Below are 26,068 nucleotides of genomic sequence, written 5' to 3' on the forward strand. Positions count from 1 at the left end.
ATTTTCACCTACGAAATTTATGTGGAGCAAAAGCAACACGCCGGGTCGGAGCGGTGGCCTTACCCGTCGATCAACATGTCAAATTTTTTTCTCAATTTTTTCTTTATACTTTTTTCAGCGTTTCATAGTTCTTTGAAGATTTGAAGGTTTAGAAGGGTGTGGATTTTCCACGCCCACAACCAATGAAACGCTTTCCTAAGGAGAAAAAATGATTCATAGATTGAGCATCCAACTCGTGTCCGGCGACGAGCGGTGTCTGCAGCGGTTCTGCGACGACCTCGACGCCGCTGGATACCCCCTGCCGGTCCACGCCTTCGGCCCCAGCATCGTCCTGACCTGGGCAGACGAAGTGTCGGACCGGGTGTACGCGCGCTTCAACGATAACCTGCCCGCGCTGCTGAACTGCTGGGAGGCCAGCGTGCCCAAGTGCGCGGAAGCCACGCTGGGCCGCGCCTACACCGGGGATGAACCGGCCTACGTGCACGGCTTCTTGAACTGGGAAATTGTCCGCTGCATCGACATCTAAGACCATACCGCCAACCGCTTTGTTGGCGCAGTACCTCCTGTTTTTGGTTCGTTTCGGATTTTCCCTATAAATAACTGTACTTGGTAGGCCGGCGTTACCTTACCTGTCTGTCCCTCATCCCAACCGCTGTAGCTTACAGGCAAGCACGTTGTTACGGAGCCGGTCTGTGTCGTGTTGGCAACACAATCGGCAGGCCAGTCCATCCCGCGCCTTACATGATAATCCCAATTATCAGGTAAGCATTTTTGGTGGTTTTCGACCGTGGAACGCGTTATCCTAGCCTTTTGTGCCATGAGAAAGCCCCGATATGACCGATCCGAACGCGCGGGCTGAGCCGCCTGCCGCACCGCCAGCGCTCACGCTGGCGGACTTCCACGCTGCCGGCTTCGCCGAGCTCGTGGCCAGCCACCCCAATGATGATTGCCATGCCCTGAACAAGGTGTTCTGGGCGGCCAGAGAAGCGTTGGAGGACGGCCCGCGCCGTGCCCTGGAGCTCGCGGCCGGTGTGTGCTCGATGTATTTGGTGCCGGAGGAACCGACGGTCGTCTACCGGCCGATGGTGACGTGGCATGACGGTGGCACGAGCATGGCGCCAGCGCACCTGTCGCCCGCCATGATCGAGCTGCTGGCCAGCCTTGCCGGTGACGTACCGAACGCGGCGCTGCGTGCCCGCATGGCCGATCTGGTGTGGCTGCAGGAGAAGCGTCGCGGCGCTCAGTTCGCCCAGCTGGCGATTTCGGGCTACCGCAAGCGGCCGATATCGCGCGACACATGGCTTCGAGAGGGGCGTGTGAGCTGGCACCGCGCGCTGCAGTTGGCCGTGCAACTGCGTGCAGACGACCAGATTGCCGGCATCGAGGGGCAGCTGCTGGATGCCTTCTTCGGCGCGGCCGACGCGCAAGACTACGAACCGCTCGGATACCTCAAACCACTGCGAGCAGAGCGCCGCAGTGGTGGGCGCGCATGCGATGTCGCCGATCAGCTGGCCAGGATTGGCGACAGGATGCTCGGGGCCAGTAGGCCCTTCGAAGCGCAAGCCTATTTTGAAGCGGCAGCCGACTGGTTCGAATGGGCCCGCGATCCGGAGCAGCAGGCGGTGAACCTGGCGCACGCCGCTGCAGCGCTCGTGCTGCAGGCCGAACAGGGCGACGGCGCCATCATTGAGCACACCTGGCTGGGCAAGGCGATCGAAGCCTATCGACGTGTGCCTGGCCGTTTCCGCGAGCAGCTGGGCGTCGATGCCGCGATCGAGACAGTGCGGCGCAAGCGCGAGGCCGCCGGCCACGCCACGGTGGGGGAGATGGTCATGGTGCACGGTCCACGACTTGACGTCACGGACCTGGTGCAGTCGTCGATTGAGCACGTGAAAGGACGTGCACCGCTCGAGGCGCTGTTGGCGTTCTGCGGCCTAGACAGCCCGCCGGATGTGCCACAGCTCAATGCTATCGCTGATGCCTCGCTACGGGCTACCCCGCTGCAGACCCTGATTTCTGGCGGTGTGCTGGCGGCGGACGGCCGCCAGGTCGAGAACCTAGGGGGTGATAAAGGTTGGGAGGCCCAAGTGGCGGCGCGCTCGCGAGCACTGTTCCGCGATCACGCTGCCAAGACAGCGCTGGCGAAGATCTTGCCTGCGCGCGACCAGTTACGCACTGAACAGGATTACCGCCTGGACGTATTCGTCGCGCTGGCTCAGCGCTCTCCCGTCGTGCCCACCGACCGAGCCGGGATTGTGGGCCAGGCGCTCCATGCAGGCTATCGCGGCGATATGGTCCACGCCTTGCACGTGCTGATGCCACAATTCGAGCACATCGTGCGCCATGTACTGCGTGGCGCAGGCGCCTTTACCGCCCAGCATGACAAGGACGGCCTGGACATGGAAGTTGCGTTGGCCTCCCTTATCGATCGGCCACAAATGGCGGAGGAGTTTGGCGACGGTCTGACGCTGGCCATTCACGCGATCATGTGCGACCGCGCCGGGTCGAACCTGCGTAACGACGTCGCCCATGGCCTGGCCGACGAAGCGCTGTGCGAATCCGCCTTTGCGCTCTATGCGTGGTGGCTGGTGTTACAGCTGGTCGTGGAGACGTTCGCGTCGACACTGGAGGGGCTTCCAACGGCGGAGGTGCCGTGAGCCGGGCTACCGACGTCCTCCTGCGTCGCAACGGCCGGGACCAGTACGGCAACGCCGGCGAAGGCGCGGAGGCGAGAATCCCCGCCGAGTGTGACGACGCGATGTATGCACTCCATGCAGAGTTAAACGACAGGTTTATCTGGCGTTATGGCTCGGCATGGCTGGCAAGGTACGCAGGAAAGACGCGCAAGTTCGTTCGGGAAGAGATGGCTGCAGGGCATTGGAACCGTTGTGCTGCAGGCACATTCAGTAAGCTCACGAAGGACTTCAATTCGTACGAAGCGTTCTTGATGTATTGGCTGTTGACCGACAAACGCTTCGCCCTGACCACTCTGCACACCTCCGTCAGCGAGATCGATGCAGAGATGGCCAAATATGCACGATGCGGAAGCTACCTGGTGCAATGTCCCGGCAGCCGGCATGTCTTCGCAACTGTGGATACGGGCCGCCGCCCGAAGAGCCAATCGGATCGAGGTGTTGGCGTGGGGGACTTTTCGCAAATGGCCGCCGCCACGCCACCGGAGGCGTGATCCCGTGGCTCAGAACACGAATATCTTCCTACCGGACGAAGCGTACACGCGCGCGGACTACACGGCGCTGCGCGCGTACTGCCTGCGCCTGCCGATCGAGCGTATCGCCGATCTGTACTACACCGAGGACTGCCCCGCGATGCAACAGGGGCTCGAGCGCCACCTGATCCGCATGCGCGACACCCTGGTCGAGCGGGCGATCGCTAATCAGCCGGCTTTCGCCGAGGCCCTGACGCACGCCCGTAAGACCGGACAGATATCGGCCAAGGCGCTGGGCGTGCTGATCCAGGCGGCCGATCTCCCGAAGCCAGTTCCGGCGCCGGCGGATCCTATTAGCCGATGGCTGCGCCCGCGCACCGTGCGGGCGCTGCAGGGTGAAGGGATTGCCACCCTTGGCGACCTGGTCGGCTTCATCAATGCGCGCGGCGCGGCCTGGTGGCGGTCGGTACCGCGCATCGGCGCCGCGCGAGCCGCAGTGCTGGTGCGCTGGCTGCGCCTGCACCCAGCCTTGGGCGACGTCGTGCTGGCGCCGCGCCGGCTCGACGCCACACCGGGGTACGAGCTGCTGGACCCCGAGCGCAGCAGCGCGCTCTTGCCACTTGGCCGCTTCTGCTTGCCGGCGATGTACGACGGCCAGTTCGGTGTGAACCGATCGAGCATGTTCCCGTTCATCAGCGCGCCGGACGACCTGGCCGCGATCGACTGCTACCTGGCCCGGTTCGACCATCAGCCGCACACGCTGCGCGCCTACCGGCGCGAGCTGGAGCGACTGGTCTTGTGGAGTGTGCACGTGGCGCGAAAACCCATGGCGTCACTGCTGGTGGATGACTGCGAATCGTATAAACGGTTTCTCGCGGCGCCGGCACCGGCCTTCTGCGGAGTGAACGCGCAGCGCGGCAGTGCGCTGTGGCGCCCGTTCAGCCTGCAGCCCATGTCGGTCGAGTCGCAGAAATACGCCATCAAGGTCATTCGCGCCGCGTTCGACTATCTGGTGCGTGTGCGCTACCTCGCCGGCAATCCATGGCAGGCGGTGCGCGACCCGCTGACGATCCAGCGGATCAAACCGATCCAGGTAGAGCGGGCATTGCCTTCGTTGCTTTGGGAGATGGTAGTAAAAGTCTTGCGGCAGCGCGGCGAGGTGGCCAGCAACCAGCAGGACCGCGTCGCGCTGGCGGCCATCCTGCTCATGGGGGACTCCGGCCTGCGCCGCGGAGAGGTTGTCCGCCTCACGCGCGGCGATCTCGTTCCCAGCGTGCACGTGCAGGGCGTCTGGATGCTGACCGCGCTGGGCAAGCGCAACAAACAGCGCCTAGTGCCCGTCAGTGCGCGCACGGTCGCGGCGCTGCGCCGGCATGGGCTCGATCACGACGTCGATCTATACGACCCGAGCGATCCGCGGCGCCCGCTGCTGGTGCCGGTCAAGCTCCCTGCCACCCGGGCTGCGGTTGCCCGACACCGCCAGATCGACCCGGGTGTGATCCCGGGCTATACGGCCGATGCGATGTATCGGCTTGTGAAAGCCGCGCTAAAGCGCGTAAGCGTTGTCTTGTCCGCCATGGATCCGGCTGGGACGGCGCCCGAGATCACCGTGGAGGACCTGGAGCAGCTGGCTAGGACGAGCCCCCACGCCTTCCGGCACACGTTCGGCGTGGAGGCGGCCGAACGCGGCATGGCCGAGGGTGTACTGCAAGACGTGCTGGGTCATGCAGATTCGTCGACCACCAAGTTGTACAGCAAGAGCCGAGAAAAACATATTGCTGAGGAAGCCGCGCTGTTCTATGCGAGTGCAAAAGACTAGCCTATGTCGCCTCTGCAATAATTCTGCCACCTCGTGTGTACTCGCAGCGTAGCCGCGGCTGGTTCGACCCATTCATCAGGTCGGAGGTCCCTGTGCCGCTTTAGTGAGTCAGTGATGCCTGATCCGTTGAACCTTGCCCGCTCTCGCCCATGTCAGTCGCGGAAACGGTGGCTGCCTTGGCAGGACGCTGAGAGCGCCGGTGGTAACCCAGTAATGTCAACTGCATTGTGCGCAGCAACGGGTATTGTTCGGGGATCGCTCCCTTCGCCATCGTCTTGCCCTGTGCGACGGTGCCCGCGACTTGCGCGACGAAGTCGTCGATCGACTGCAAGCGGGCGCCGGCGAGATCGCGTCGGTCCGCTGGAACGGACGGGAAGATGGCAATGCGTTCGATTGGCGTCTCGGCCGGAAGCCAGGCAAAAACGTGCAGCAAGATGTATTTTTCACCTAGGGTAAATTTTTTGCGGTATCGCTCTTCGCGCAGTTTCCATGATTGTGCGTCCAGCGAGGCCTCGATGTGCACTAGCCGTAGCAGTTGGGGATGGAATGCAACAATGTCGAGCTCCATTTCCCAGCCGCCTGCAGCCCGTTTGCCGACCTTGACGTTGCGCTTGACGAGATAGCCTTGCCAGTCAAAAAACTCGGCAATTAGTTGTTCGAGATGGCTCATGATTTATCGCAGTTCCTGATGTCAGTTCGGATTGATGTGGAAACGCTGCGATAGTACAATTTTTCCTGGCCACTACCGGCAATACCGAACGCTGTGTATAAAAATACGCAACGTTCCTCTAAAGACATAGGATGGTGCACCGCTACTTCGATGCGCGGCAGATAGCACACCAGGTCTTCCCGTGCCGGACCGCATTGGGCGTAGCGCGAAAGATATGTCCCTGCCCACACCGCCATTCCAAAGGAGTGGCCAGGTTGACGTACGAGAAGGACAGACATTCTCCCCCTCGCTCGGCCGCCATTGAGCGCATTTCGACCAAGGTTAAAGGAGCTTTACCGCTACATTGGCGACACCACTGATTCCCGTTCTTCATCGAACCGAAAGCGGCCTCCCACACGTGCCCATTCGAGCATGTCCAGTGCATTTTGGTTCTGCCATTTACATACGACGTCGAAAGGCACTCGCCGCCTTTAGACCGCGCGTAGTCGACCGCGTCGCTAAGCGACAATCGCGCGGTCCCGGCGCAATGAGGGCACCAGCTTTTCGCGTTGCGTATCATGTTGGGCGTGGCAATCCATCGATGACCTGCGCCGCATTCCCACTCGAGAGGAGACTCAACCGATGTGTACTCGGTCGCGAGGCATCGACCGCCGCGAGACGCGGCAACTGCTTGTATTTCGTCCAACGTCAGCTTCCGGCTGCCGCTGCACTCTAGGCACCAGTGGCCCTTGTTCTTTACCTCGTGGAAGGCTGACAACCATTCGTGCTCACGTCCACATCGCCATCGCACTGGCTCCCTCACGGAGACATATCGATCGGCCAGGCAGGTGCCACCGAATCCCTGCGCAATGGCCTCCATCTCGTCCAGCCGGGATGACGGGTAATACTTGAGCTGGGAGAGGGCGACGTCCGTGCGCAGCATTTCGCCTAAACCCCACTCGGTGAATGTGGTGGCCAGGAAGTCGACGATTTCCTGTTGCGACATGGTGTAGGGGATCTCCACCAGGCGGACGTCGTTAAGTACACAGAGAACACGCTTCAAGGCGTCATTGCTTTGCCGTCGCGCCAAGGCCTCTGGCCCGCCCGTGTAGCTGTACGCGTGGTAGTGATGCTCACCCTGATATTCGAAAGCTAGAGCCAGCTCACGGCAGTAGCCATCAAGTTCCAAGCGTCGCCCGTTCTCTGGTTTCAGCCAGGCGGGCCTAGCCTTTGGAAACGATTTTCCAAGCTGTGCCTCGATGAGAGCACGGCAGAAGCTCTCTGATATGAGCGGCTGCGTACATGACGGACACCAGGTGCCCCCGTGTTTGACTGCTGCGACCTGGGCGTCCCACTCGTGGCCGTTGATGCACTTCCAACGGGCTTTTTGGCCGCGCCGCGGATACACGGTGGACAGGCACTGGCCACCTCGATCCTGCGCCAGTTTCTGCAGTTCATCCAGGCTGCCGCTAAGCTTCTTACTCACCTGGTCATAGCCGCATGTTCGGCACCAGCTTTTGCCTTTTGCTACGCGGCCAACCTGCGCCGACCATTGGTGACCCTCTGCGCATTCAAATACGGCCTCGTCTTCGACTTGGAACTTGGGCTTGTCTGTGACAAGCCGTCCGCCTCGCGCGGAGGCCGCTTCCTGCACGAACTTTGCTGTGTATCGACCGCGGCCCGCACAGGAAGGACACCAAGTACCCGCTTTGACTTCTCCAGGTCGAGCGCTCCATAAATGTCCGGCGTGACACCTCCACTGGTGGTGTACATTTGCTCCGGAATAGGTATCAGATGTACAGTCTCCGCCCCGACTTCGGGCTAGGATTTGCAGGTCTTCGAGAGTTTGCTTCAGGGGCATGAATTGCGACGCTGACTGCAGAAGTTGGGTATCAGCGACCAGCTACCGTGCAGGATCCGCGTCAGCCCCGGCCGGACTATGGATGGGTGTGAAAACTATACTAATTTCTTCTTGGCAAGTCAAATGTAAGGGACGGCCGACATTGATCTGTGCAGCATTGCATTCAACGCTCGGCCACGCTGATTCGGACTTTCGTTCGAGACACAGCAGGTCTACTGCAGCTAGGTTACTGAGTTGTTTGACCCGGTACCACAATCGGCTTTACTTTGTATCCTGCATTGGTCAACAGAGTAACGAGACCGTCGCTGCCGGGCAGGTGCGCCGCGCCGACCGCAACCACTGCGTCGCCAGCGTCCAGCTCCGCAATGAGTCGAGGCATCCAGGCGGCATTCCGTTCACTCACGAGGATGCGGTGCGAAAGCGCAGCGTCGGCACGGTTATCGAAGCTCGTCGCCACAGTATGGGCGATCGCGGTGTAGTCGCCCTGGTTCAATGCACGCACGAGTTCCCGGTACAGGTTATCTAGATCTGTTTTCAGGCCGTACCGCAGCTGTTGGACATACATGTGATCAGGGATCGCTCGCCTGCGTGCCGCGATCTCCTCCTGGGACTCCAACTCAACAATCGCCACGCTTCGCTTCCGTGCGGCATCGATGAGTAGCGCGTCACGCCCCGGGGAGCTGGGGCAAGGCCAGAACGCAACTGCAGACATCAGGCGGGGAGCACGAGCAATGAGAAACGAATCAAATTCATCAGGCGTGATTGACTGCTTCGTTATACACGTTAGGTTCGTTCGAATGCGTTCGAGCTGCTTGTCGTCAAGACTCTTTGCCCAGTTCGCACGGCCCCACTTCCCCGTGGCTTGCAATGCAGCGAAAGCTTCTGGTGCATAGTCGAGGTCTTGCGGTGCGTTATCCAGTGAATGCTCAATCACCAGTGTTCGCGCTCTATCTAACAACGACAGGGCAGGCTGGCGAAGTCCTGTGTACCCCACATGCATCGTACCCAGCAACGTACTGATAGCTCCATTTGGTGCGATCACCTGCAGGGCTGGGACACCATTGACAGGTTTTGTAGCAGAGGCAAATCCGGAGCAGGTCGCGGCAAACACCATTACGACAACAATCTTGAAAGGCATGGTGTAACTCTCCACATCACGTTTGGAGCGATCAGCATAACGCACGCGGCACCGGGTGCGCATTCGGTCACGCAGCTCGTAGCCGACAATTTCTAATGGTCCACGGAGCGCGCGGCTTGCGGCCTTCGCGAAACGCTTTGTCGATAAAGCGTTCGCACATGAACGTCAGCACGTACTGCCGTGCTTCGTCCGAGCTGTTGATTTTCATGGTGTCCTTTCGTTAGTGGGGTATGACGGGAAAGCCGTCGTGCTGCGAGCCGTCCAGCTGGCGGCCAGCTGCCTTCTTCCCCACTTGATACATAGGCTCATCATCGATATGGATCTCACCCCTTGTGAAGTGATCGGTCTTCCAAGCGTTCCCATCCCACAGCGCACAGAGATACCGGCTCCGAAAAGGGGAGGAGGGGGCCAGCAGCGCGGGCCTGGTCGTCGTCAAGCGCCGGCGTAATTCCTTCGGTCTTCACCGCCCGAGGGCGTCGCACAGGGAATCGACCAGTGACGACACAATCGTGAATTTGCAAACGAAAGCAGTTCCGACCAGGGCCCGGCATTCGGGGGAACGGCGTCAGCACGTGGCCACGGGCTCGCGTCCCGTGATCGCCGTAAATGTGGTGAATTCCTGACGTCGTTCTGCCGAGCGCTGCGGCCGATGTAGCTGCGTATTGCGCACCCAAAAGTGCGCGCCGTCTAACCGGTCTGCCGATCACTTCACGAGATCTTTAGCTTTTTCCCATAAATCGCTCGCATGTTCTACCCATGCGTTCACGTCTTCGATTCCCCCCCCGGACCCATGAGACATTTCCCATATCGTCGCCGTTGGCGAAGTGCCAAAGGCCGCACCCGCGGCGATGGAGATGCCCAATCCTTCGTAGTCATCAACGTTGGCTTCGTTGATGCCATAAGAATGGCTGAGACAAGGATGACCTTCGAAATTCTCACTTTTTGACAGCGGCAACACAGCAATCAGTAGGGTATGCGAACCCCCGCATTCAGAGTGGCGGCACGGGAAGGTGACGCGAAAGTCCGGAGCCCAGTTGCCGACTGGAACGGGATTGACGTACCATTCCCATTCCGCCAAATCAAAAAATGCTGCCCATTGGGCTTCAAGTTGCGTTTTGAATTGCAAACCGTTGTATATAGCGGTCATTAAACACCTTCATGGTTGATTTACCGATTGAACTTGACCTGCCAGGATGAGCAAGCCAGTGCTGCAGTCAATTTACCTTAAAAAAGCATACTGAACAATAAGATGAAAATTTCAACGCTCCATGTTTTTGCAACGGCACTATGTATATCTCCCCTGGCGTTTTCCTCTCCAGTGTTCGGCACATGCGTCGAAGACGGCTTATTTGCTCGAAAACTCGCAGAATTGCGATCAATTGGATATTCGCAGTCTCAAGCACTGACTGTTTTGGATCGAAAAGGTGATGAATCAGGCCGATCCGCTGACGGAATCTGGACGGATACTAGCTTAGTAGATATTGCAGGGGTGGAGGTCGGCAAACTCGTCGAAAAGCGGTGCTCGGAAACACCTGCGAACGAAAGCACGCAGGATACGGATATGAAAATTCGCGCTGTTTCTCAGCCGGCGGCGAACGCAAAAAGAACATTTCATGAAAGTGCGATCGGTTTGCGAGTTTGGATTCAAGAGTCAGGTGGTTTGCCAATCTCAACGCGTTACTTCTATCGTGGTTATGAGATTAACCAATATGGCGTGGACCTAAAGAAGATCATTTCCGTGATGCCTGCAGTATTCAGTTTCGTTCCTATCCGCTACATCGTCGAAAAAGATAGGCGCAATCAAGAAACACACGCGTACCAAGTTCGGCTGGATGATGGTACGGACGCCTATGTCAGTGGGGATATTTTCTATTATCATTCTGCAAGGACGCGAGTAACACTGACGGAGAAGTACATTGCAGAACCGTACGCTAATCCTCTATATTCGGAGTCACCCATTGTATTGCAACAACGGTACGACGCCGAAAAAAGAGAGCTTGCCATAGCCGTTGAGAAGGAGCGAGCCAAGCAAGAGGCCGTGCTGGCAGTTGCTGCGGCAAAGCGTGTCGCAGAAAATAAACGCAAAGGCGGTGTTGCAATCGGAATGAGCAAGAAACGCGTACTCGCTTCGAATTGGGGAAAACCAGATAGTGTCAATCGCACGACCACGGCAACCGGAACATTTGAACAGTGGGTGTACGGAGATGGAAATTTTTTATATTTCAGCAATGGAATTCTCACAACTATTCAAAATTGAAACCGTTAGGCAGGGCTAAAGAACCTGCTAATTTACCCTGCCGGCGTCGTAACAGTGATGCGTTAAGAATCCATTAGACTAGAGCACGTTCCTGGATCTTTTCGGACTGCGATGACTGTCGCGCCGAGCGCAGGCATTGTGAGGACGACTGCCGACGTCGTTGCAACCCCGGGTGTCCGCGCCCTTACCGCAGTCAGTAAGTGATGGCGAAGGTAGGGCTGTCATCACCGTGCTTTTACGACGGTCATAGGTCAGCACGACGACGATCCATGGTTCGCCCCCACAGGATGAAAACGAATCAAAAATGAAAGCTGTTCAGTATGTAGTCGCGGAGCTTGCAGGCTCCCAGCATGGAGCAGCGTGAAGATAGCGGCCCGCGTTAGTGCGAGATCGCCTTTGGTGAACTGGTCCTCAATGCGGGAGAGTTGCATTGGCTCGGAAATGAAATGTACGATCGACTGCAAAAAAGGGGGCGTCAACTTGGAACGGCAGGAAACGATCACAGACAGCATGCGTTTCCAATTATCGACCCAGGTGCGCGCGGCTGCCAGTTCGGGGCCCGGTACGCTCGAACTGGCAGTTCGACACCATCGTGCGCGAGCGTCGATACTGTGCTCCAGGCATCAACAATGAGCAGAGCTTCCTCGTCTTCTTGCATTACCCAAAAGTCGGCGAGTCGCATACCGACCCAGTCCAGAAAAACGGGGCGTTCGCAAAATGTCTGACTCGTCGGATCCGCTTCTAGGCCAACCCACTGTTCGAAGAGCTGCTCACCAAAACACTGTAGTCGTCGGCCCAGCTTCGGACTAAACATCTCGATCACGCGGGTGCCACGTGGTCGGGTGCTCGAAACTGCAGACAGGAAGCGATTTTCACTCATGGTCTCAACAACTTACGCCGTGCTCCGACGGTCAAAAGCTGCGAGTAGAGAATATGACCTTCTTATGCTCTTTGTAGACAAAAATGCCTTCCTGTGGACGAGGGAGAATTTGTCTGAAAAAGCATACGAGCAGGGGGCAAGGCCTTAGAAATTTGCAGACAAATTTGCCTTCCTCCACGACAGCAGCAATAAATTATGGACGCATGCCCGCCAAAAAGCTACACTTATTGCTAATAGGAACACCATCTTTGAGGGGAATAATATGTCTTTCTTTAATTCTGAACTTGGCATTGCGATTGCTTGGATCTGTGGCGTAGCCGGTTTTGTTTACAGTATTTTCCAAAGAAACGCAAACATTAAGTTACGTACAGAGTTACATCAGACTCAGAATCAAGTCGCGAATTTGCAAAACTCCTTGAATAAAACAAAAGTGGATGCAAGCAAAAGTGAAGTAACGCAGAATGGAGAAAAGAATGTACATACAGGCCGAAATTCCGGCGGTATGACAATTAATATGTAAGTCGAGTCGATTATGCTCGCCAATAAAACGGTAAATATTGAAAACGTAGCGGGAAACGTTCACATTGGCGATTCACCTGAATATCAGGTCAATTCTGCAATAAACGAGCTACTACTAGGATTAGCACAGCAGCCGTTTGTTTTTCAGCAGATTCGACGACGCCCGCCTGCATCAACTTTAGCGAAGATCCAGTTCAATCAACTGCAAGGTCGCCAATATATTATAAAGCAGTACATGGACTATTCCGCAGCCATTGAGGTGGCGTATAAAGGAATTGATTCAGTAATCCCCTTTGGGGAACAGATTGTACTCAGAAATCTGAATGATTTGTACTTCGCTGCTCTAGATGCATGTGGGATAGAATACATGTGTGATGAAGTTGATGTAATTTTAGTTCGCGAAAACTCGACGTTTATAGTGGACTTCATCATTGGAAAACTTCGAAGTTACGCTTTTGAATCTAAGAACAGCTTGGGCATCAAAGAGATGATAGATCAGGGAATTAATGTTATCGTCGCACATGCGTTTATTGAATGCATTATTTTTGAAAATCCTAATAATGCTACCTGATCCAGGCTGCGACCCGCGCATAAATGTTATTCGAATGGGTGCCCATATTCTCTACGGCATTAGAAACTCACCTGTTGAGATTTCAAAAATACTACGGGAAACTGCTAGTTTTTTTAATGTTTCGTTAGATCATGCAATACTTGCCTTGGACTGGCTTTTCATAATTTCTGCTGTAGACCTTATTGATGACAAGGTAAAGATTAATGGAGCTTAAATGCTTGCGTATCATTCGCAACGGCGAAACAATAAGAATTGTTGAGTTTCGGCGAGGATTGAATTTGGTTATGAACCGTCGCGGAGTTGGTAGATCTGGTAATAGCGTTGGCAAATCAACCTTATCTCGTATTGTCGACTTCTTATTTATGGGACCTATTGATCCCATTTATATTGATGAAGAATTTGGAAAAGCTAATCAAAAAATAGAGGATTTATTCAAGAACTCAGTAGTAGAGGCTCAGCTCGACTTTGTAGCGCTCGACGGATTATTGCATAGAGCGTCAAGGAATCTTTCGATTGATAAAGAAATAAGGTCATTCTATATCGATGGAAAAGAAGTTAGTGAGGCCAACTATGAAGAAGCACTTCAATTATTTTTCTTTCAGATTCGCACTAGGCGACCGTCGATCAGATTTGTTGCTCCAAAGTTCATTCGGAATGATAATCACAAGATGCTTAACACGACCAAATTCTTGGATCCACGCTCTGCAGCAAAGGACTATAGCGAGCTTTTTTTATATCTCTTTGGATTTGCAAATACTCAATTACTGACTGAAAAGCGAGAGCAAGGAAATTTAGCAGCTCGCCGGAAGAAACAAGGTGCCGCATTAAATGCCATTATAAAAGAGCAGAAACCATCAGCAGAGGTCGTTAAATATAGGAAGCAAGCGTCGGAGTTAGAGGAGGATATATTGCGATTTGAATATTCGCCAAATGATGTTAATCCTGTTAGGCGATTGACCGAACTCCAAGATGAAGAAAACAGAATTACTGAGAGGACGCTCAATATTCATCGCCGCTTAGTCAATGTTGAGAGAACGGTTAGTATTCTTAACGACGAAGGCGGCAATCATCTGTTAAATGAAGTCAGAGCAATATACCAGTTTGCAGGCGTTTCGGTTGAAACGGCACTGCGCAATTTTGAGGAGGTGCTGGCTTTTCACGATAAATTGGTAGCGAAGAAGTTGCAGTTTATCTCAGAGGATATTCCTGAACTTCATAGGGCTCAGAAGGAATCACGGACTGAACTAGACGTTATAAACAGCCAAAAGGCGGAGGTGTTTTCTAGGATCCGTTCTTCGGAAAACATTGATAAGATTACTGAAAATATCAAAGAACTTGGTAGACTAAAAGTAGAACTTGGGAAGCTTGAAGGGCTTCTTGACCAACAGAAGACTGCTGCAGAAGGCTTTCGAACGGCTAACCTAAAATTGCAAGAGACCTTGGGGGCTATTTCTCAAGAATTAGCTTCCGTTGAGAAATTTATTGTCGTTTTTAATAAGCATTTCGCAGCCCTGACAAAGGTAATACATGCCGATCCTTACCTATTTTCGCTTAAATTTGATGATGAAACAGGTGCTTGTGAGGTCGATATCAATAATTCTGCTCCTAATCCTGAAGGCGGGAAAAAGAAAGCAGAAGTCATGGCATTCGATATGGCCTACATCCTCACTGTAGCTGAGATTGGTGCGAAGCGGCCATCATTCGTCTTTCACGACGGTATCGAAGATATTGATCAAAAGCAGATCGCTGATATTTTGAAATTAGCCGAAAATCTACCAGGTCAACAAATAATATCATTGCTCTCCGATAAACTTGAAAAAGAATTTTATAACCAAAATCTGAAGAATACCATATTATTGCTCTCTGACGAAGATATGTTTTTCGCTATAAAATAAAAACTGAAAATTTTTTAATTGCTTTAAGTGAGTTTTTGAGTTTAGCTTGATCGGAAACATCTGCTCCTGCAGGAAGCAACCAAAATTCATGATATGCGCGAAGTACAAGACTTTGTATAAGATGCGTTATCTCAAATGGACGCGACTCATGCGATTGTGCGCTTTCGAAATAACATTCGCGACGTTTAACCATATGCAGATAGCCACAAGCACGCCACAATACCGACTACGAACATATCGGAGGTGAGGATGCCTTTTTTGGTAAGAGATGACATCAAGCTCGCGCTGGCAATGGATGCTATGAGACAACTACTGAAGATCCAGTCCACGCGCCAGTCCTGGCAGTTTGACCTTGGGACGCAAGAACTTAGATGGTTCGACCTTACCTCCTCATGTGGTGAACATGACGATTGCGAAAGTCATTTGAAATCAATCAGGGATATCATTGCGATTTGCTATCCGGGTTGCAGATCTCGACGATACGTACGCACTACAGGAGAAGTGGTCTTTGTTGTTTTATCAGACTTTAGCGAATTAAGTCCTAGGCTAGCAATTGCCCAAAACGAGTGCCAGGCTTGGAAAGCAGCCCTCGATGCACATAATACTAAGGTCGGTGACTAGAGTACGTCGATACAAATAAATATCCGATGGGCGAGTAATAACCAGCACTTCAGCTAACGTCAGGTTTCATGGAGGTTCTAGCGGTAACGGTTATCCACATTTTCTGTGGAAAGTAGACTAAAATTCCTTGAATCCAGCACCTATGCCGCCTGCGGTGTTGCGAGTACGATTTGAGCATATAGTGGTCAATGCTAATTAGCCCGGCTCTAAAGTGTGGCCAAACTGCTGAACAGATGGTAAATTAGTCAAATCAAACTGGCAAAGGAAGTTAAATGGCAAGTTATCAGGAAATCAAAGCGAAGATCGCCGAATTGGAACGCCAGGCGGAAGAGTTACGCCGTTCCGAGCGAGATGGGGCAATCCAGAAAATTCGTGAATTGATGCAGAATCACGGATTGTCTCTGCAAGACTTGGAAGACGGTACCAAAAAACGACCGAAGAAGGACCATTCACCTGTCGCGGCCAAGTATCGTGATCCAGTGTCTGGCGCGACCTGGACTGGCCGCGGTCGTGCCCCTCTGTGGTTAAATGGTCGAAGTAAAGACGAGTTTCTGATCAAGCTGTAAAGCTGGTCGACCAGCCAAGCAAAGACTGATCAAAGTGATATCGGATGCCGGCTGCTTAGCACTTACAATGGCGGCTTTCGACATGGGACAGCAATCAACAAAACCGAATTCCCGCATTGTAACTATGGCTCGCTTGGATGGCCGATAGCGCGCCTGCGCCGAATGGTCTGAGAGTTCCATTCGGACGCCGGGACGGCAAGCTCGTTTCCCCGGCCGACGTCGAAGAGACCGGACTGGCATGCTGCTGCACATGCCCCGGTTGCGGCGCTAAGCTAATGATCAGGCAGGGCAGGAAACGACGCCATTTTGCACACCATGGTGCGTCCGGGGCGGACCGGTGCGTTGAGCGATCGATCCACGCGGCCGCCATGCAGGTGCTGCTAGAGGCATGCTGGTTAACAGTGCCGGCCATGGTCGTCACGGTCAAACGCTACTCGCGTGGTGGAACAGCCGTCATCATGACGCGCGAACTGTGCGCACAAAAGGTGGTGCGCTTCGATACTTGCCGCCCGGAAGTTACAATCTCCAGCACAGAATGGGGAACAATGCGGCCGGACGTAGTCGGCTACAGGAACGAAAAAGAATTGCTGCTCGAAGTGTGCTACACGCACGCTGTCGATGCCGAGAAGCTCGCGAAGGTGCGAAGTTACGGACGCCCGACGATCGAAATCTACGTAGGCGATGTAGGAGTAGACAGCGGCATTCACGCCCTGGAGCACCAGCTGCTTTACGGCACCGCACATAAGCACTGGCTGCACTTTCCAGGGACCGATGCAGTTCGTAAGGAACTGAGCATGGCGGCTGAGCAGGAGGTCGACCGTCTCAACCAGATCCTGGACCAGCAGAAAGAGGAACAACGCTTGCGGGCAGCAGAATTAGGTGCACGGGCGTACCAGATGCAGCTCAAGCGGCTCGACGCCGAGAATACTGCGCGCGCACTCGAGGCCGCCAAGTTCCAGGCGTACCGCGCCAAGCCGCTCGTCGAGAAAGAAAGGGCGCTGCGCACTGGCCTATCGATCGAGTCAGCCTGGCCACACTATTTAGACAGGACACATGCCGACAATGATGCGATCGCCGCGCCACATCGACTCTGGCAAGCCGGGGTCTTCAAACGGTTTGTGTTTGGCCAGCCCCTCAGCTACCGATTTCAGACACTCGACGTCATCAGGTTCGTCGACGACTGGTTCGGCAGGACACGCGTGCCGGGACTCGAAGCATCGCGGGCGATTCACGCCTTTCTGGCAGATCTGAAAGGCTGCGGTTTTCTCAGGTACGGATTTCCACATCACGGGAATTTTACCTATGTGGTCGAGCACAACGAACTAAGACCATTCACGTCTAAGCCACAAGCGGCACGCCCATCCGGAGGCGACGCGACGCCGGATCTGCGTCGCCGACTCAATAACCTGGAGCGCGCCCTGTCCGAGCCATCAAAGGTCGAGTGGGCGGAAACGTGGCCAGAATACGAAACAGTAAAGGCAGCGGTAACAAAATGGCTCAGCAGGTCACAAAAGGACGAATTGCTGCTGCTTGATACCCTCTTTGAACACCGCGGAAAGCTGCCGGCGCCGATGGAGTTTGCATTTATCATGCATGAGAAAATCCCACTGGCCAACATCTTTGACTTCTTGCGTCGGCATGGATTCGTCCGTTAGGTCGGGCGAACACGTTAGCCAGCGCACGTTACTCATCGTCTGGCATGAGCATTCCAAGAAGTAGATTAAGCATGAACAACATCCGCATGTATCCCACTTAGCAGCCATTAAGTGGGATAGATGAGAGCTTCGGCCAGTGTAGCGATCTCCCCCAATTTTCGCTGTTGACATCGCTTTATTACCCTTTGCACCCCACAGCCGAGGGTTGCTGCGCTGCGCATGCTACCTGTACTTGCACTAGCAAGGGTCAAGAGTGCCCGCGGACACAGCTTCGGATAACTTTCGCGCGCGAAAAATCGCTCGACATTGCACCCATCAAAGGGGGGCAGCCGTTCAAATGCTGATAAAGTTGGTCGGGTGCGAATAAAGTTGGTCGCAGCTACACGTCTAGCGCGGGTGCGGCCAGCGGCCGCATCGCGGAGTGACTTCAACCGATGCCGCCTAACATTCGCCGCAAGTTTCTTGTGACACTTAAGTGAGTGCCGTTATCAAACATAAATACCTTTGGCCGAAACCTTTCGTAAAGATGGTCTCGACCAAAGGTTCGGCAACTCAGCCGACTTTCCCAGCGTCGGTCACCTGTGCAATAGCGTCGCGAACGCGTTGTCCAGCATCGGCGTTTACTTGGTCTGTTAGGACTTGGCCGACCTGTTGCAACTGGGCCACCGTGAGACCAACGTTCATGCTGATGCGAATATGCGATTGCAGTTGCGGTTCGACGCCGGCCAGACCCGCTAACATACCGACGGTGGCAATTTCGCGGCTCCTCCAGTCGAGGTTATCACGCTCGAAAATGTCGCCGAATAGATGGGTTTTCAGATATTCGTCGGCAGCCGGCGCAAAGTCGAACAGCGCTCCCTTCACTACCGCTCCGACCAACTTGGTCTGGTTGGCGGTGCCTGCAGCCAATAGCGCATCTCCTTTTGGAATTGCTTTCACCGGCGCCACACCTTCTGCGTCCTGCATTCCGCGGTCTCGCCGCTTCTGCACGACCTTCATCAGCTCGCTCAGCGCATTCAGGCATCGTGGAAAGCCGGCGTAGGCATAGAGCTGAACCAATATCTCCTTTGCCTCGCTAATCGTCAGGCCGGCGTCAAGCGCGTGCTCCAAGGCTTTGTTCAGGCCGTTTATGTTTCCAATAGCAGCGAGCGCTGCAATGGGTGCGATTACCTGTTGTTGGGGCGACAGAGTTTGGGAGGTAGCTTGAGTAGTATTCATTTTTCTTGATTCCATTGTAAGTAGAGCAGTCTGACGAAATCGGGTGATTAAGCCGAGTGCCATGGTCATGCGCATTGTTATGGCGGATATTTTGCCGTGTCTATCAGCCACTCAGATCGGTGACTTGTCGTCCCTCATGGACGAAGCCCCCCTTCAGCGTGCCGTTCCCATTTCAAAGAACCCTGTTATGCCCTTTTGATAGATATCGTTATGGCAATATAAAGTTATCATTTTAGTAATGGTATGATCGCCGCGAATGCTTCTTTTCCCGGCGAATTGTAGAAGTCTGGCGCAAGGCGAGTCATCAAGCTGACCACCGACGTAGGGATAGCGCCTGCTTGTTCAATGGCACGAAATGCGGCAGCTTCTGCCCGTGCAGAGAAGCTGCCAATGCAGTCGACCAGATAGTAGACTTCATAGCCGTCAGTGATCGCATCAAGTACGGCCTGTAGGACCGCGACCTCGGCGATGAAGCCTCCAACAATCAGTTTCTTGCGCTTGTTCCTAGCTAGGGCGTTCAAAGTAGCGGAGTCTGTCAATGCGCCCGCTACCTTGCGCAGCAGCGTGTTTTGTGGCTTGCTGTAGGGCTTGAGCGAATCAAGCAGGACCGGCGCCTTCTCGCCTTCGAGAACGACGCTGAATAGTGTTGGCAGCTTCAAGATGGCTGCCACTTCTGCCATTGCGCCAGACGCGAGGGCGATCGCTGCCGGTTCTGCCGTCGTGCTTCGTGCAACGAGCGATGCTTGCAGGTCGATGAAAAGTACTTGGCATTCGGCGGGATCAAGGTGTGACTTGGCGTCCTTCGGCGCACGGCCGCCCGAGACGGCCCGTGCCAGTGCGGAGGCGTTCGTCAGCGTCAACATGGCGCCGCCTAGCGCCATTCCGCCATTTAATAGCATGCCGCGTCGGGTGGCTGAGTCTAAGTTCAGGCGATTTTTCATGGCTGGGTCTTTATGGAAAATTGGACGACGACGTATGTCAAAACTAATGCTCAGGTGCTTGTCGCCCGCGCTAGCGTTGCAGAAAGCGTGCGCTCGACCAGCGTTAGCTTGAAGGCATTCTCCGGCGTCGGTTGGGCATCGGCCAGCAGGCGGTCCGTCACTAACTTGGCTCCGCGGCGCATCTCGGCATCGGCCGCCTCCATGCGCCAAGGCACGTGGGCCACGCCTCCCAGTGCCACGCGACCGCCGCCATCCGCATGCACGATGCTGGCCACCGACACCAGGGCGAATGCATATGACGATCGGTCACGTACTTTGTGATAAGCGTGGGTGCCGCCGGGAGGCGCCGGCAATGTCACGGCAGTAATCAGTTCTCCGGGCTGCAAACTATTCTCGATATGCGGTGTATTGCCGGGCAGCCGGTAAAAATCGGCGATGGGAATATGGCGTGTTGCGCCGCTTGCCTTGACCGTTTCGATCGTCGCGTCGAGTACCCGCATGGCCACGGCCATGTCGCTAGGGTGCGTTGCAATGCAGGCACTGCTAACGCCGACAATGGCATGCGGGCGACTAAAGCCCCCGATTGCCGAACAACCGCTGCCGGGCTGACGTTTGTTACACGGCTGATTCGTATCATAAAAATATGGGCACCGGGTGCGCTGCAACAGGTTGCCTGCCGTTGTTGCCTTATTGCGTAGCTGCCCCGACGCACCGGAAAGCAGAGCGCGCGATAGTAGAGAATAGTGAGTACGCACCTGCCTGTCCGCTGCCAGGTCTGAATTGCGGACCAGTGCGCCAATGCGCAAACCCCCATCAGGCGTCAGGGCAATCTGGTCGAGGCCTAAACCATTGACATCAACCAGATGGGTCGGAGTTTCGATTTCCAGTTTCATCAAGTCCAGCAAATTCGTGCCACCGGCAATGAACTTTGCGTTCGGATGGCTTTCGATCGATGCTGCGGCTTGAGCCGGCGACTGGGCGCGCTCATAGGTAAATGCCTTCATGCAGTCCCCCCCGCGACCTCGGTTATTGCCTCGATGATGTTGGAATAGGCACCGCAGCGGCAAATGTTGCCACTCATGCGTTCACGCAGTTCATCTGCGCTCAGCAAAGGTCGAGCACCGAGATCAGCGCTGACATGGCTGGGAATACCGGCCTCAATTTCAGCCAGCATCCCAACGGCCGAACAAATCTGTCCTGGCGTGCAGTAGCCGCACTGGTAGCCATCGTGCTTGATGAAAGCTGCCTGCATCGGATGAAGGTGTTCGGGCTGACCCAATCCTTCGATCGTGGTGATGGCGTCTCCTTCATGCATCACAGCCAAGGTCAAGCAGGAATTGACGCGGCGACCATTAATCAACACCGTGCATGCTCCGCACTGTCCCTGATCGCAGCCTTTTTTGGTGCCAGTCAAATGCAAGTGCTCGCGCAACGTATCGAGCAAGGTCATGCGCGTGTCCACCGCGATTTCTCGTCGCTGACCATTCACTAAAAGCGGCAGCTTGGTCAAGGTTGCCTTGGCCGCCGGCGCCGATGGCGCCACTTCGGGCTTCGCAGCGACGGTGATTGGGGCCGCGGCCACTGCGACGGCTGCCGATCCGGTTATCAAAAATTCCCGCCGGGAGAGGCCGGGATCATTCAGATTTCTCACATCACTTTCACTCATAGCAGTCTTTCTTTTTGATCCGGTTAACCAGCTGACCTACGCTAACGGCGGCAACCTGGCCAGAAGCTTGTCCAACGTGATTGGATAATCGCGGACGCGAATTCCCGTAGCGTTGTAGACCGCATTCGCCACCGCTGCCGGAGCGCCGCTGATGCCAAGCTCACCTACGCCCTTGGCCTTCAGCGGTCCTGCAGTGGGATCGACCTCGTCCAAGAAGATGACATCCAGATGAGGAATGTCGGCGTGAACTGGAACTTCGTAATTTGCGAGATCGTGGTTTACAAAGAACCCTGCACGCTTGTCGACCACCAGGTCTTCCATCAGCGCGGCGCCAACTCCCATCGTCATGGCGCCGATGATCTGGCTGCGTGCGGCGGTCGGGTTGATGATGCGGCCAGCGGCGCACACGGTTAGCATGCGGCGAACGCGTGTTTCGCCAGTCGCCGCATGGACGGCAACTTCGGCGAAATGCGCACCAAAGGACTGCTGAGCGAATCGCTTACTGAGATCTCCGTATTCCATCGCATCTTCCGCTGTCAGCTCGCCGCTGGCGACCGCATCTGTCAACGGCCTGCTGAGGCCACCAGCTCGCACGCGGCCACCGGAAAATTCGATGGCGGGCGAGGTCATGTTCAGACGTTTCGCTACCATTTCGCGCAGTTTGGCGCACGCAGCATAGACCCCAGCGGTGGACGAGGCCGCACCCCACTGTCCCCCGGAGCCAGCGCCTCGCGGATAGGTCGAGTCTCCCAGCAGCACCGTGACTCGATTTAGACTTACCCCCATCATTTCAGCCGCAGTTTGCGCGATGATCGTATAGCTGCCGGTGCCAATATCTGTCATGTCCGTCTCCACGGTGACGCGCCCCTTTCGGTCAAGACGCACCCGAGCTGCAGACTTCGTTACAGGCGCTCCTCGAATCGCCGCAGCCATCCCGATACCGATCAGCCACTCCCCTTCGCGCCGGGTAGCAGGCTTGGCATTGCGTTGCTTCCACCCAAAGCGCTCCGCTCCGGTTTCCATGCACTGCACCAGCTGACGCAAGGAAAACGGCTTATCCGGTGACTCAGGATCGACTTGTGTGTCGTTGCGTATCCGGAAGACGATTGGATCCAGACCCAGTTTTTCCGCCATCTCGTCCATTGCAACTTCGAGCGCCATCATGCCGGGAGTTTCGCCGGGCGCGCGCATTGCACTGCCTTCTGGTAGGTCGAGATGTGCCACGCGCAGCCGGGTTACGCGATTGGCGCCGGCGTACAGCAAACGCGTCGGAAATGTTGCGTTTTCGGGCCGGGTTCCCAAGTTACCAGACCAGCTCTCATGGCCAATCGCCATAATCTTCCCGTCCCCATTGACGCCGATTCGGATGCGCTGGATGGTCGCAGGGCGGTGGGTCGTGTTATTGAACATGAGCTGGCGTTGAAGGGTCACCTTGACCGGCCGACCCACCAGGCGGGCCGCGAGCGCCGCGAGGACCACGTCAGATAGGATCGATCCCTTGCCGCCGAAGCCACCGCCGATATAGGGCGAAACAATGCGCACGTTCTCGGGAGGAATGCCGAACGTGAGCGACACATCGCGTATTCCCCAACCTACAAGTTGGATGGCTGTCCACAATGTAAGCTTTTTCCCCTGCCATGCTGCGATAGTTGCATGGGGCTCCATCATTGCGTGAGAGTGGTCAGGCGTTGTATAAGTCTCGTCCAAGGTTACCGGAGCACTTGCAAAAGCGGACTCGAAATTCCCTGTGGCAGTGTCAAGAGTCGGATGCGGTTGCGCGGATTGTTGTTCGGGAAGTCTGCTTCGCGCCTGCGCCAGGTCGTAACTCCCCTCGGAACGCACGTACTTAACCTGCACCAGCTGCGCAGCAGCGCGAGCCTGCTCGAAACTTTCCGCCACAACGATGGCAACCGCCTGGTGATAATGCTGGATTTCCGGACCGCCGAGAGCCCTTGCGATATTGAATTCACCCACGCCGAGTTTGCCGGCATTTTCGGCAGTAACGATCCCAATCACGCCCGATGCGGTCTTTGCCTGCGCCAAGTCGATCGAAACAATGCGCCCCTTGGCAATCGCCGCACCCACTATGTAACCATAAGCAGCATTTGGCACCGGAGCATGATGCTCGTAGGCATATGTTGCAGTACCGGTAGTCTTGAGCTGCCCTTCGATGCGCGAAGTGGGCTTGCTGACCACGCTCAGACGGTCAATGGGATTGCGATAAGCTGGTTTATCAAATTTCACTATTGCACCATCCTTGCGTCTAAAGCTGCGTCGCCGGAGAAACTTGGCGAATAGCATGATAGGGAGCTCCTTGGCTTTTCAGTGCTGCTGGAGCATCAGATCCGAGGCGGGATTGCAAACATCTGGCAATGACATTCCACCGCTCTTGAATGATTAGTCGCTAGCGCGCGTGTTCAATGTGATCGACGGCCCAAACGTCAGTAGCGGCCCGAGTTCCTTCATTACTTCGGCGACATGGGGCTGCGCAGCGTGGCTGTCGACGGCCGCCTGGTCGACCCAGCCGTCCAAGATGAAGAAAGTGTCGGGCGCATCGACGCGCTGGTACAGGTCGTAGTACAGGCAGCCCGGTTCCGCGCGTGCCGGCAGCACGAATTGCAAGATCAGATCACGGGCTCGCTCGCGGTCTTTCGAGTCGCAGCGCAATTCGCAAATGATGTGGCGTTCGTTCGTCTTGGCATTGTTCATGGTGTGCTCCTCAATTTTTGCCGGCGTAGACCCGCGTCATGCCGCCGTCAACGATCAGGTCGATGCCGCGAATGTAGTTGCTCGCATCGGAAGCCAAGAACACGACGGCATTGCCGATATCGTGCGCGGTGCCGACGCGTCCCGCCGGAATCTCTTTGGAGACGCGGGTCACGTAATCGGCCACGTCCTGGTCGCTCATCTTTTGTTCCTTGCCATAGCCTTCCGTCGGCACAACGCCAGGGCTGACGGTGTTGACGCGGATGTCACGCTCGCGCAAGTCCGTGGTCCAGCTGCGCGCAAGCGAGCGTACCGCTGCCTTGGTGGCGGCATAGACACCGAAGCCTTTCAAACCCATGTCGGCTGTGATGGATGCGTTCAGGATGATCGAAGCGCCGTCGCGCAGGACCGACAAGGCGGTCTGCACCGTCAGCACGACGCCTTTAACGTTGATCGACAGCTCGCTGTCGATCTGCTCTTCCGTCAATTGCTCCAATGGGGTGGCATGACCGCCGCCAGCGTTGGCGAACAGGATGTCGAGCTGGCCGTGCGCCTGTTTGATGGTGTCGGCCACGCGCTGCATGTCTGCCTTGACGGATACATCTGCTTGCAGGCCGATGGCACCCTTGCCCAGTTTTTCGATGGCGGCATCGAGCACTTCGCGGCGGCGGCCGGTGATATAGACGGTCGCGCCCGCTTCGATCAGGCACTGGGCCGTACCGAAGCCAAGGCCGGTCGTGCCGCCGGTGACGAGCGCGATCCGGCCGTCGAGGGTATTTGTAGTCATGATATTTTCCAGAATGGAAGCGAATGGTGCGCGTCGGTCAGTACTACCGGACAGGCGCGCAAAAAATTCAAAGCCTTAGCGGTTGACGGTCTTCATCTGCTGCGCGTTGTAACGCTCACCTTGTACTGGCACCCGTGCCAGAACGTCCGCCAGCGCTTGAAGGTCCTCCGATGTCAGGACAACATCGGCGCCGCCGACGTTTTCTTCCAGGCGGTGCAGCTTGGTCGTACCGGGGATCGGCGCAATCCACGGCTTCTGGGCCAGCAGCCAGGCCAGTGCCACCTGGGCCGGCGTGGCGTTCTTGCGGGCTGCGACTTCGCCGATCAGGGCAACCAGGTTGTGGTTGGCTTCACGGGCTTCGTCGGCAAAGCGTGGCAAGCTATTACGAATATCGCCTGCCGCGAAGCTTGTACCGGCGTCGATCTTGCCGGTCAAGAAACCTTTGCCGAGCGGGCTGAACGGAATGAAACCGATTCCCAGCTTTTCCAACAGCGGCAGGATTTCCTGCTCGGGCTCGCGGGTGAACATCGAGTATTCGCTTTGCAGGGCCGACAGCGGCTGCACGGCATGAGCGCGGGTAATGGCCTCGACGCCGGCTTCGCACATGCCGAAATACTTGACCTTGCCTTCGGCAATCAGGTCGCGCACGGCGCCGGCCACGTCTTCCATCGGCACATTCGGATCGACACGGTGCTGGTAGAAGAGATCGATACGATCCGTTTTCAAGCGCTTGAGCGACTGTTCCGCGACCTGGCGGATACGTTCGGGACGGCTGTCGAGACCCGCTTTTGCATCGCCATCCTTGAACCCGAATTTGGTGGCGATGACGATCTTGTCGCGGAACGGTGCGACCGCTTCGCCAACCATCTCTTCATTGGATTGGCCATAGGCTTCGGCAGAGTCGAACAAGGTCACGCCACGCTCGTAGGCAGCGCGGATCAAGGCGATACCATCGCTCTTGTCGGTGGCCGGGCCGTAGCCAAACGTCAAACCCATGCAGCCGAGTCCGATTGCCGATACTTCCAGACCACTATTTCCCAATTTACGTTCTTGCATGCTGTGCTCCCAAAAGCGCCGGCTAAGGATGTTTGAGGCAGCCAGCGGAACCTGTTGACGAACTATAGGCGCGCAGTGTTACTGCGAGAAGCCATAT

General features: G+C 55.8%; 24 protein-coding genes. 11 read left to right on the forward strand and 13 right to left on the reverse strand.

The genetic code is table 11. The features are described 5' to 3' along the window. Positions 1-208: 208 nt before the first annotated feature. The 4 genes from ACY65G_RS28010 (at position 209) to ACY65G_RS28025 (ending at position 4,985) form a co-directional block, all read left to right on the forward strand. Positions 209-526 (forward strand): hypothetical protein, encoded by a 318-nt coding sequence (locus tag ACY65G_RS28010; protein WP_465000562.1) that lies wholly within the window; start codon positions 209-211, stop codon positions 524-526. A gap of 307 nt (positions 527-833) precedes the next feature. Next, a complete protein-coding gene (locus tag ACY65G_RS28015; protein WP_465000563.1) occupies positions 834-2,657 on the forward strand; it encodes a DUF4209 domain-containing protein in 1,824 nt (607 codons plus the stop codon). Next, positions 2,654-3,187 (forward strand): hypothetical protein, encoded by a 534-nt coding sequence (locus ACY65G_RS28020; RefSeq protein ID WP_465000564.1) that lies wholly within the window; start codon positions 2,654-2,656, stop codon positions 3,185-3,187. Before ACY65G_RS28015 ends, ACY65G_RS28020 begins: the two co-directional genes overlap by 4 nt. A gap of 4 nt (positions 3,188-3,191) precedes the next feature. Further along, positions 3,192-4,985, forward strand: a complete 1,794-nt coding sequence (locus ACY65G_RS28025; RefSeq protein WP_465000565.1) for a phage integrase family protein — start codon at positions 3,192-3,194, stop codon at positions 4,983-4,985. 100 nt (positions 4,986-5,085) lie between these two features. On the opposite strand, the gene ACY65G_RS28030 is transcribed toward ACY65G_RS28025, so the two are convergent. The 5 genes from ACY65G_RS28030 to ACY65G_RS28050 all read right to left on the reverse strand — a co-directional run bounded on the left by ACY65G_RS28030 (position 5,086) and on the right by ACY65G_RS28050 (position 9,780). Further along, complete coding sequence (locus tag ACY65G_RS28030) at positions 5,086-5,655, reverse strand: hypothetical protein (protein ID WP_465000566.1); 570 nt, start codon at positions 5,653-5,655, stop codon at positions 5,086-5,088. A gap of 142 nt (positions 5,656-5,797) precedes the next feature. Further along, positions 5,798-7,288: a zinc-ribbon domain-containing protein gene (locus ACY65G_RS28035; protein WP_465000567.1), complete on the reverse strand. Its 1,491-nt coding sequence runs from the start codon at positions 7,286-7,288 to the stop codon at positions 5,798-5,800. A gap of 433 nt (positions 7,289-7,721) precedes the next feature. Next, positions 7,722-8,633: a TraB/GumN family protein gene (locus ACY65G_RS28040; RefSeq protein WP_465000568.1), complete on the reverse strand. Its 912-nt coding sequence runs from the start codon at positions 8,631-8,633 to the stop codon at positions 7,722-7,724. A gap of 67 nt (positions 8,634-8,700) precedes the next feature. Further along, positions 8,701-8,841 carry a hypothetical protein gene (locus ACY65G_RS28045; RefSeq protein ID WP_465000569.1) on the reverse strand — a complete coding sequence of 47 codons (141 nt, stop codon included), beginning with the start codon at positions 8,839-8,841 and terminating at the stop codon, positions 8,701-8,703. Between the two features lie 495 nt (positions 8,842-9,336). Beyond that, a complete protein-coding gene (locus tag ACY65G_RS28050) occupies positions 9,337-9,780 on the reverse strand; it encodes a hypothetical protein (RefSeq protein ID WP_465000570.1) in 444 nt (147 codons plus the stop codon). Positions 9,781-9,882: 102 nt separating this feature from the next. Here ACY65G_RS28050 and ACY65G_RS28055 point away from each other — a divergent pair, with 102 nt between their 5' ends. From ACY65G_RS28055 to ACY65G_RS28085, 7 genes are all read left to right on the forward strand, one after another. After that, positions 9,883-10,890: a hypothetical protein gene (locus ACY65G_RS28055; RefSeq protein ID WP_465000571.1), complete on the forward strand. Its 1,008-nt coding sequence runs from the start codon at positions 9,883-9,885 to the stop codon at positions 10,888-10,890. Between the two features lie 1,142 nt (positions 10,891-12,032). After that, a complete protein-coding gene (locus ACY65G_RS28060; protein ID WP_465000572.1) occupies positions 12,033-12,290 on the forward strand; it encodes a hypothetical protein in 258 nt (85 codons plus the stop codon). Positions 12,291-12,302: 12 nt separating this feature from the next. Further along, a complete protein-coding gene (locus ACY65G_RS28065) occupies positions 12,303-12,860 on the forward strand; it encodes a hypothetical protein (protein WP_465000573.1) in 558 nt (185 codons plus the stop codon). Further along, positions 12,850-13,074, forward strand: coding sequence for an ABC-three component system middle component 6 (locus tag ACY65G_RS28070; protein WP_465000574.1), 225 nt, complete (start codon positions 12,850-12,852; stop codon positions 13,072-13,074). Before ACY65G_RS28065 ends, ACY65G_RS28070 begins: the two co-directional genes overlap by 11 nt. A 4-nt stretch (positions 13,075-13,078) precedes the next feature. Continuing rightward, positions 13,079-14,755: a DUF2326 domain-containing protein gene (locus tag ACY65G_RS28075; RefSeq protein WP_465000575.1), complete on the forward strand. Its 1,677-nt coding sequence runs from the start codon at positions 13,079-13,081 to the stop codon at positions 14,753-14,755. A gap of 893 nt (positions 14,756-15,648) precedes the next feature. After that, positions 15,649-15,942, forward strand: a complete 294-nt coding sequence (locus tag ACY65G_RS28080; protein ID WP_465000576.1) for an H-NS histone family protein — start codon at positions 15,649-15,651, stop codon at positions 15,940-15,942. A gap of 368 nt (positions 15,943-16,310) precedes the next feature. After that, positions 16,311-17,597 carry a hypothetical protein gene (locus ACY65G_RS28085; protein WP_465000577.1) on the forward strand — a complete coding sequence of 429 codons (1,287 nt, stop codon included), beginning with the start codon at positions 16,311-16,313 and terminating at the stop codon, positions 17,595-17,597. A 552-nt stretch (positions 17,598-18,149) separates the two neighbouring features. On the opposite strand, the gene ACY65G_RS28090 is transcribed toward ACY65G_RS28085, so the two are convergent. The 8 genes from ACY65G_RS28090 to ACY65G_RS28125 form a co-directional block, all read right to left on the reverse strand. Next, on the reverse strand, positions 18,150-18,815 hold the full coding sequence (locus tag ACY65G_RS28090; RefSeq protein WP_465000623.1) for a carboxymuconolactone decarboxylase family protein: 666 nt from the start codon (positions 18,813-18,815) through the stop codon (positions 18,150-18,152). A gap of 227 nt (positions 18,816-19,042) precedes the next feature. After that, complete coding sequence (locus tag ACY65G_RS28095; protein WP_465000578.1) at positions 19,043-19,756, reverse strand: isochorismatase family protein; 714 nt, start codon at positions 19,754-19,756, stop codon at positions 19,043-19,045. A gap of 50 nt (positions 19,757-19,806) precedes the next feature. Next, the gene (locus ACY65G_RS28100; protein ID WP_465000579.1) at positions 19,807-20,760 is read right to left on the reverse strand and encodes an FAD binding domain-containing protein; all 954 of its coding nucleotides are present in this window, start codon (positions 20,758-20,760) and stop codon (positions 19,807-19,809) included. Then, positions 20,757-21,422, reverse strand: a complete 666-nt coding sequence (gene paoA / locus ACY65G_RS28105; protein WP_465000580.1) for an aldehyde dehydrogenase iron-sulfur subunit PaoA — start codon at positions 21,420-21,422, stop codon at positions 20,757-20,759. The genes ACY65G_RS28100 and paoA overlap by 4 nt, the downstream gene beginning before the upstream one ends. A gap of 36 nt (positions 21,423-21,458) precedes the next feature. Next, positions 21,459-23,666: an aldehyde oxidoreductase molybdenum-binding subunit PaoC gene (gene paoC, locus ACY65G_RS28110; RefSeq protein ID WP_465000624.1), complete on the reverse strand. Its 2,208-nt coding sequence runs from the start codon at positions 23,664-23,666 to the stop codon at positions 21,459-21,461. Between the two features lie 153 nt (positions 23,667-23,819). Then, positions 23,820-24,131, reverse strand: coding sequence for a putative quinol monooxygenase (locus tag ACY65G_RS28115; protein ID WP_465000581.1), 312 nt, complete (start codon positions 24,129-24,131; stop codon positions 23,820-23,822). A 10-nt stretch (positions 24,132-24,141) separates the two neighbouring features. Next, complete coding sequence (locus ACY65G_RS28120; protein WP_465000582.1) at positions 24,142-24,915, reverse strand: SDR family NAD(P)-dependent oxidoreductase; 774 nt, start codon at positions 24,913-24,915, stop codon at positions 24,142-24,144. Between the two features lie 75 nt (positions 24,916-24,990). Next, the gene (locus ACY65G_RS28125; protein WP_465000583.1) at positions 24,991-25,971 is read right to left on the reverse strand and encodes an aldo/keto reductase; all 981 of its coding nucleotides are present in this window, start codon (positions 25,969-25,971) and stop codon (positions 24,991-24,993) included. Between the last annotated feature and the right edge of the window lie 97 nt (positions 25,972-26,068).

It is taken from the genome of Pseudoduganella sp. jia 12 (assembly GCF_055502675.1).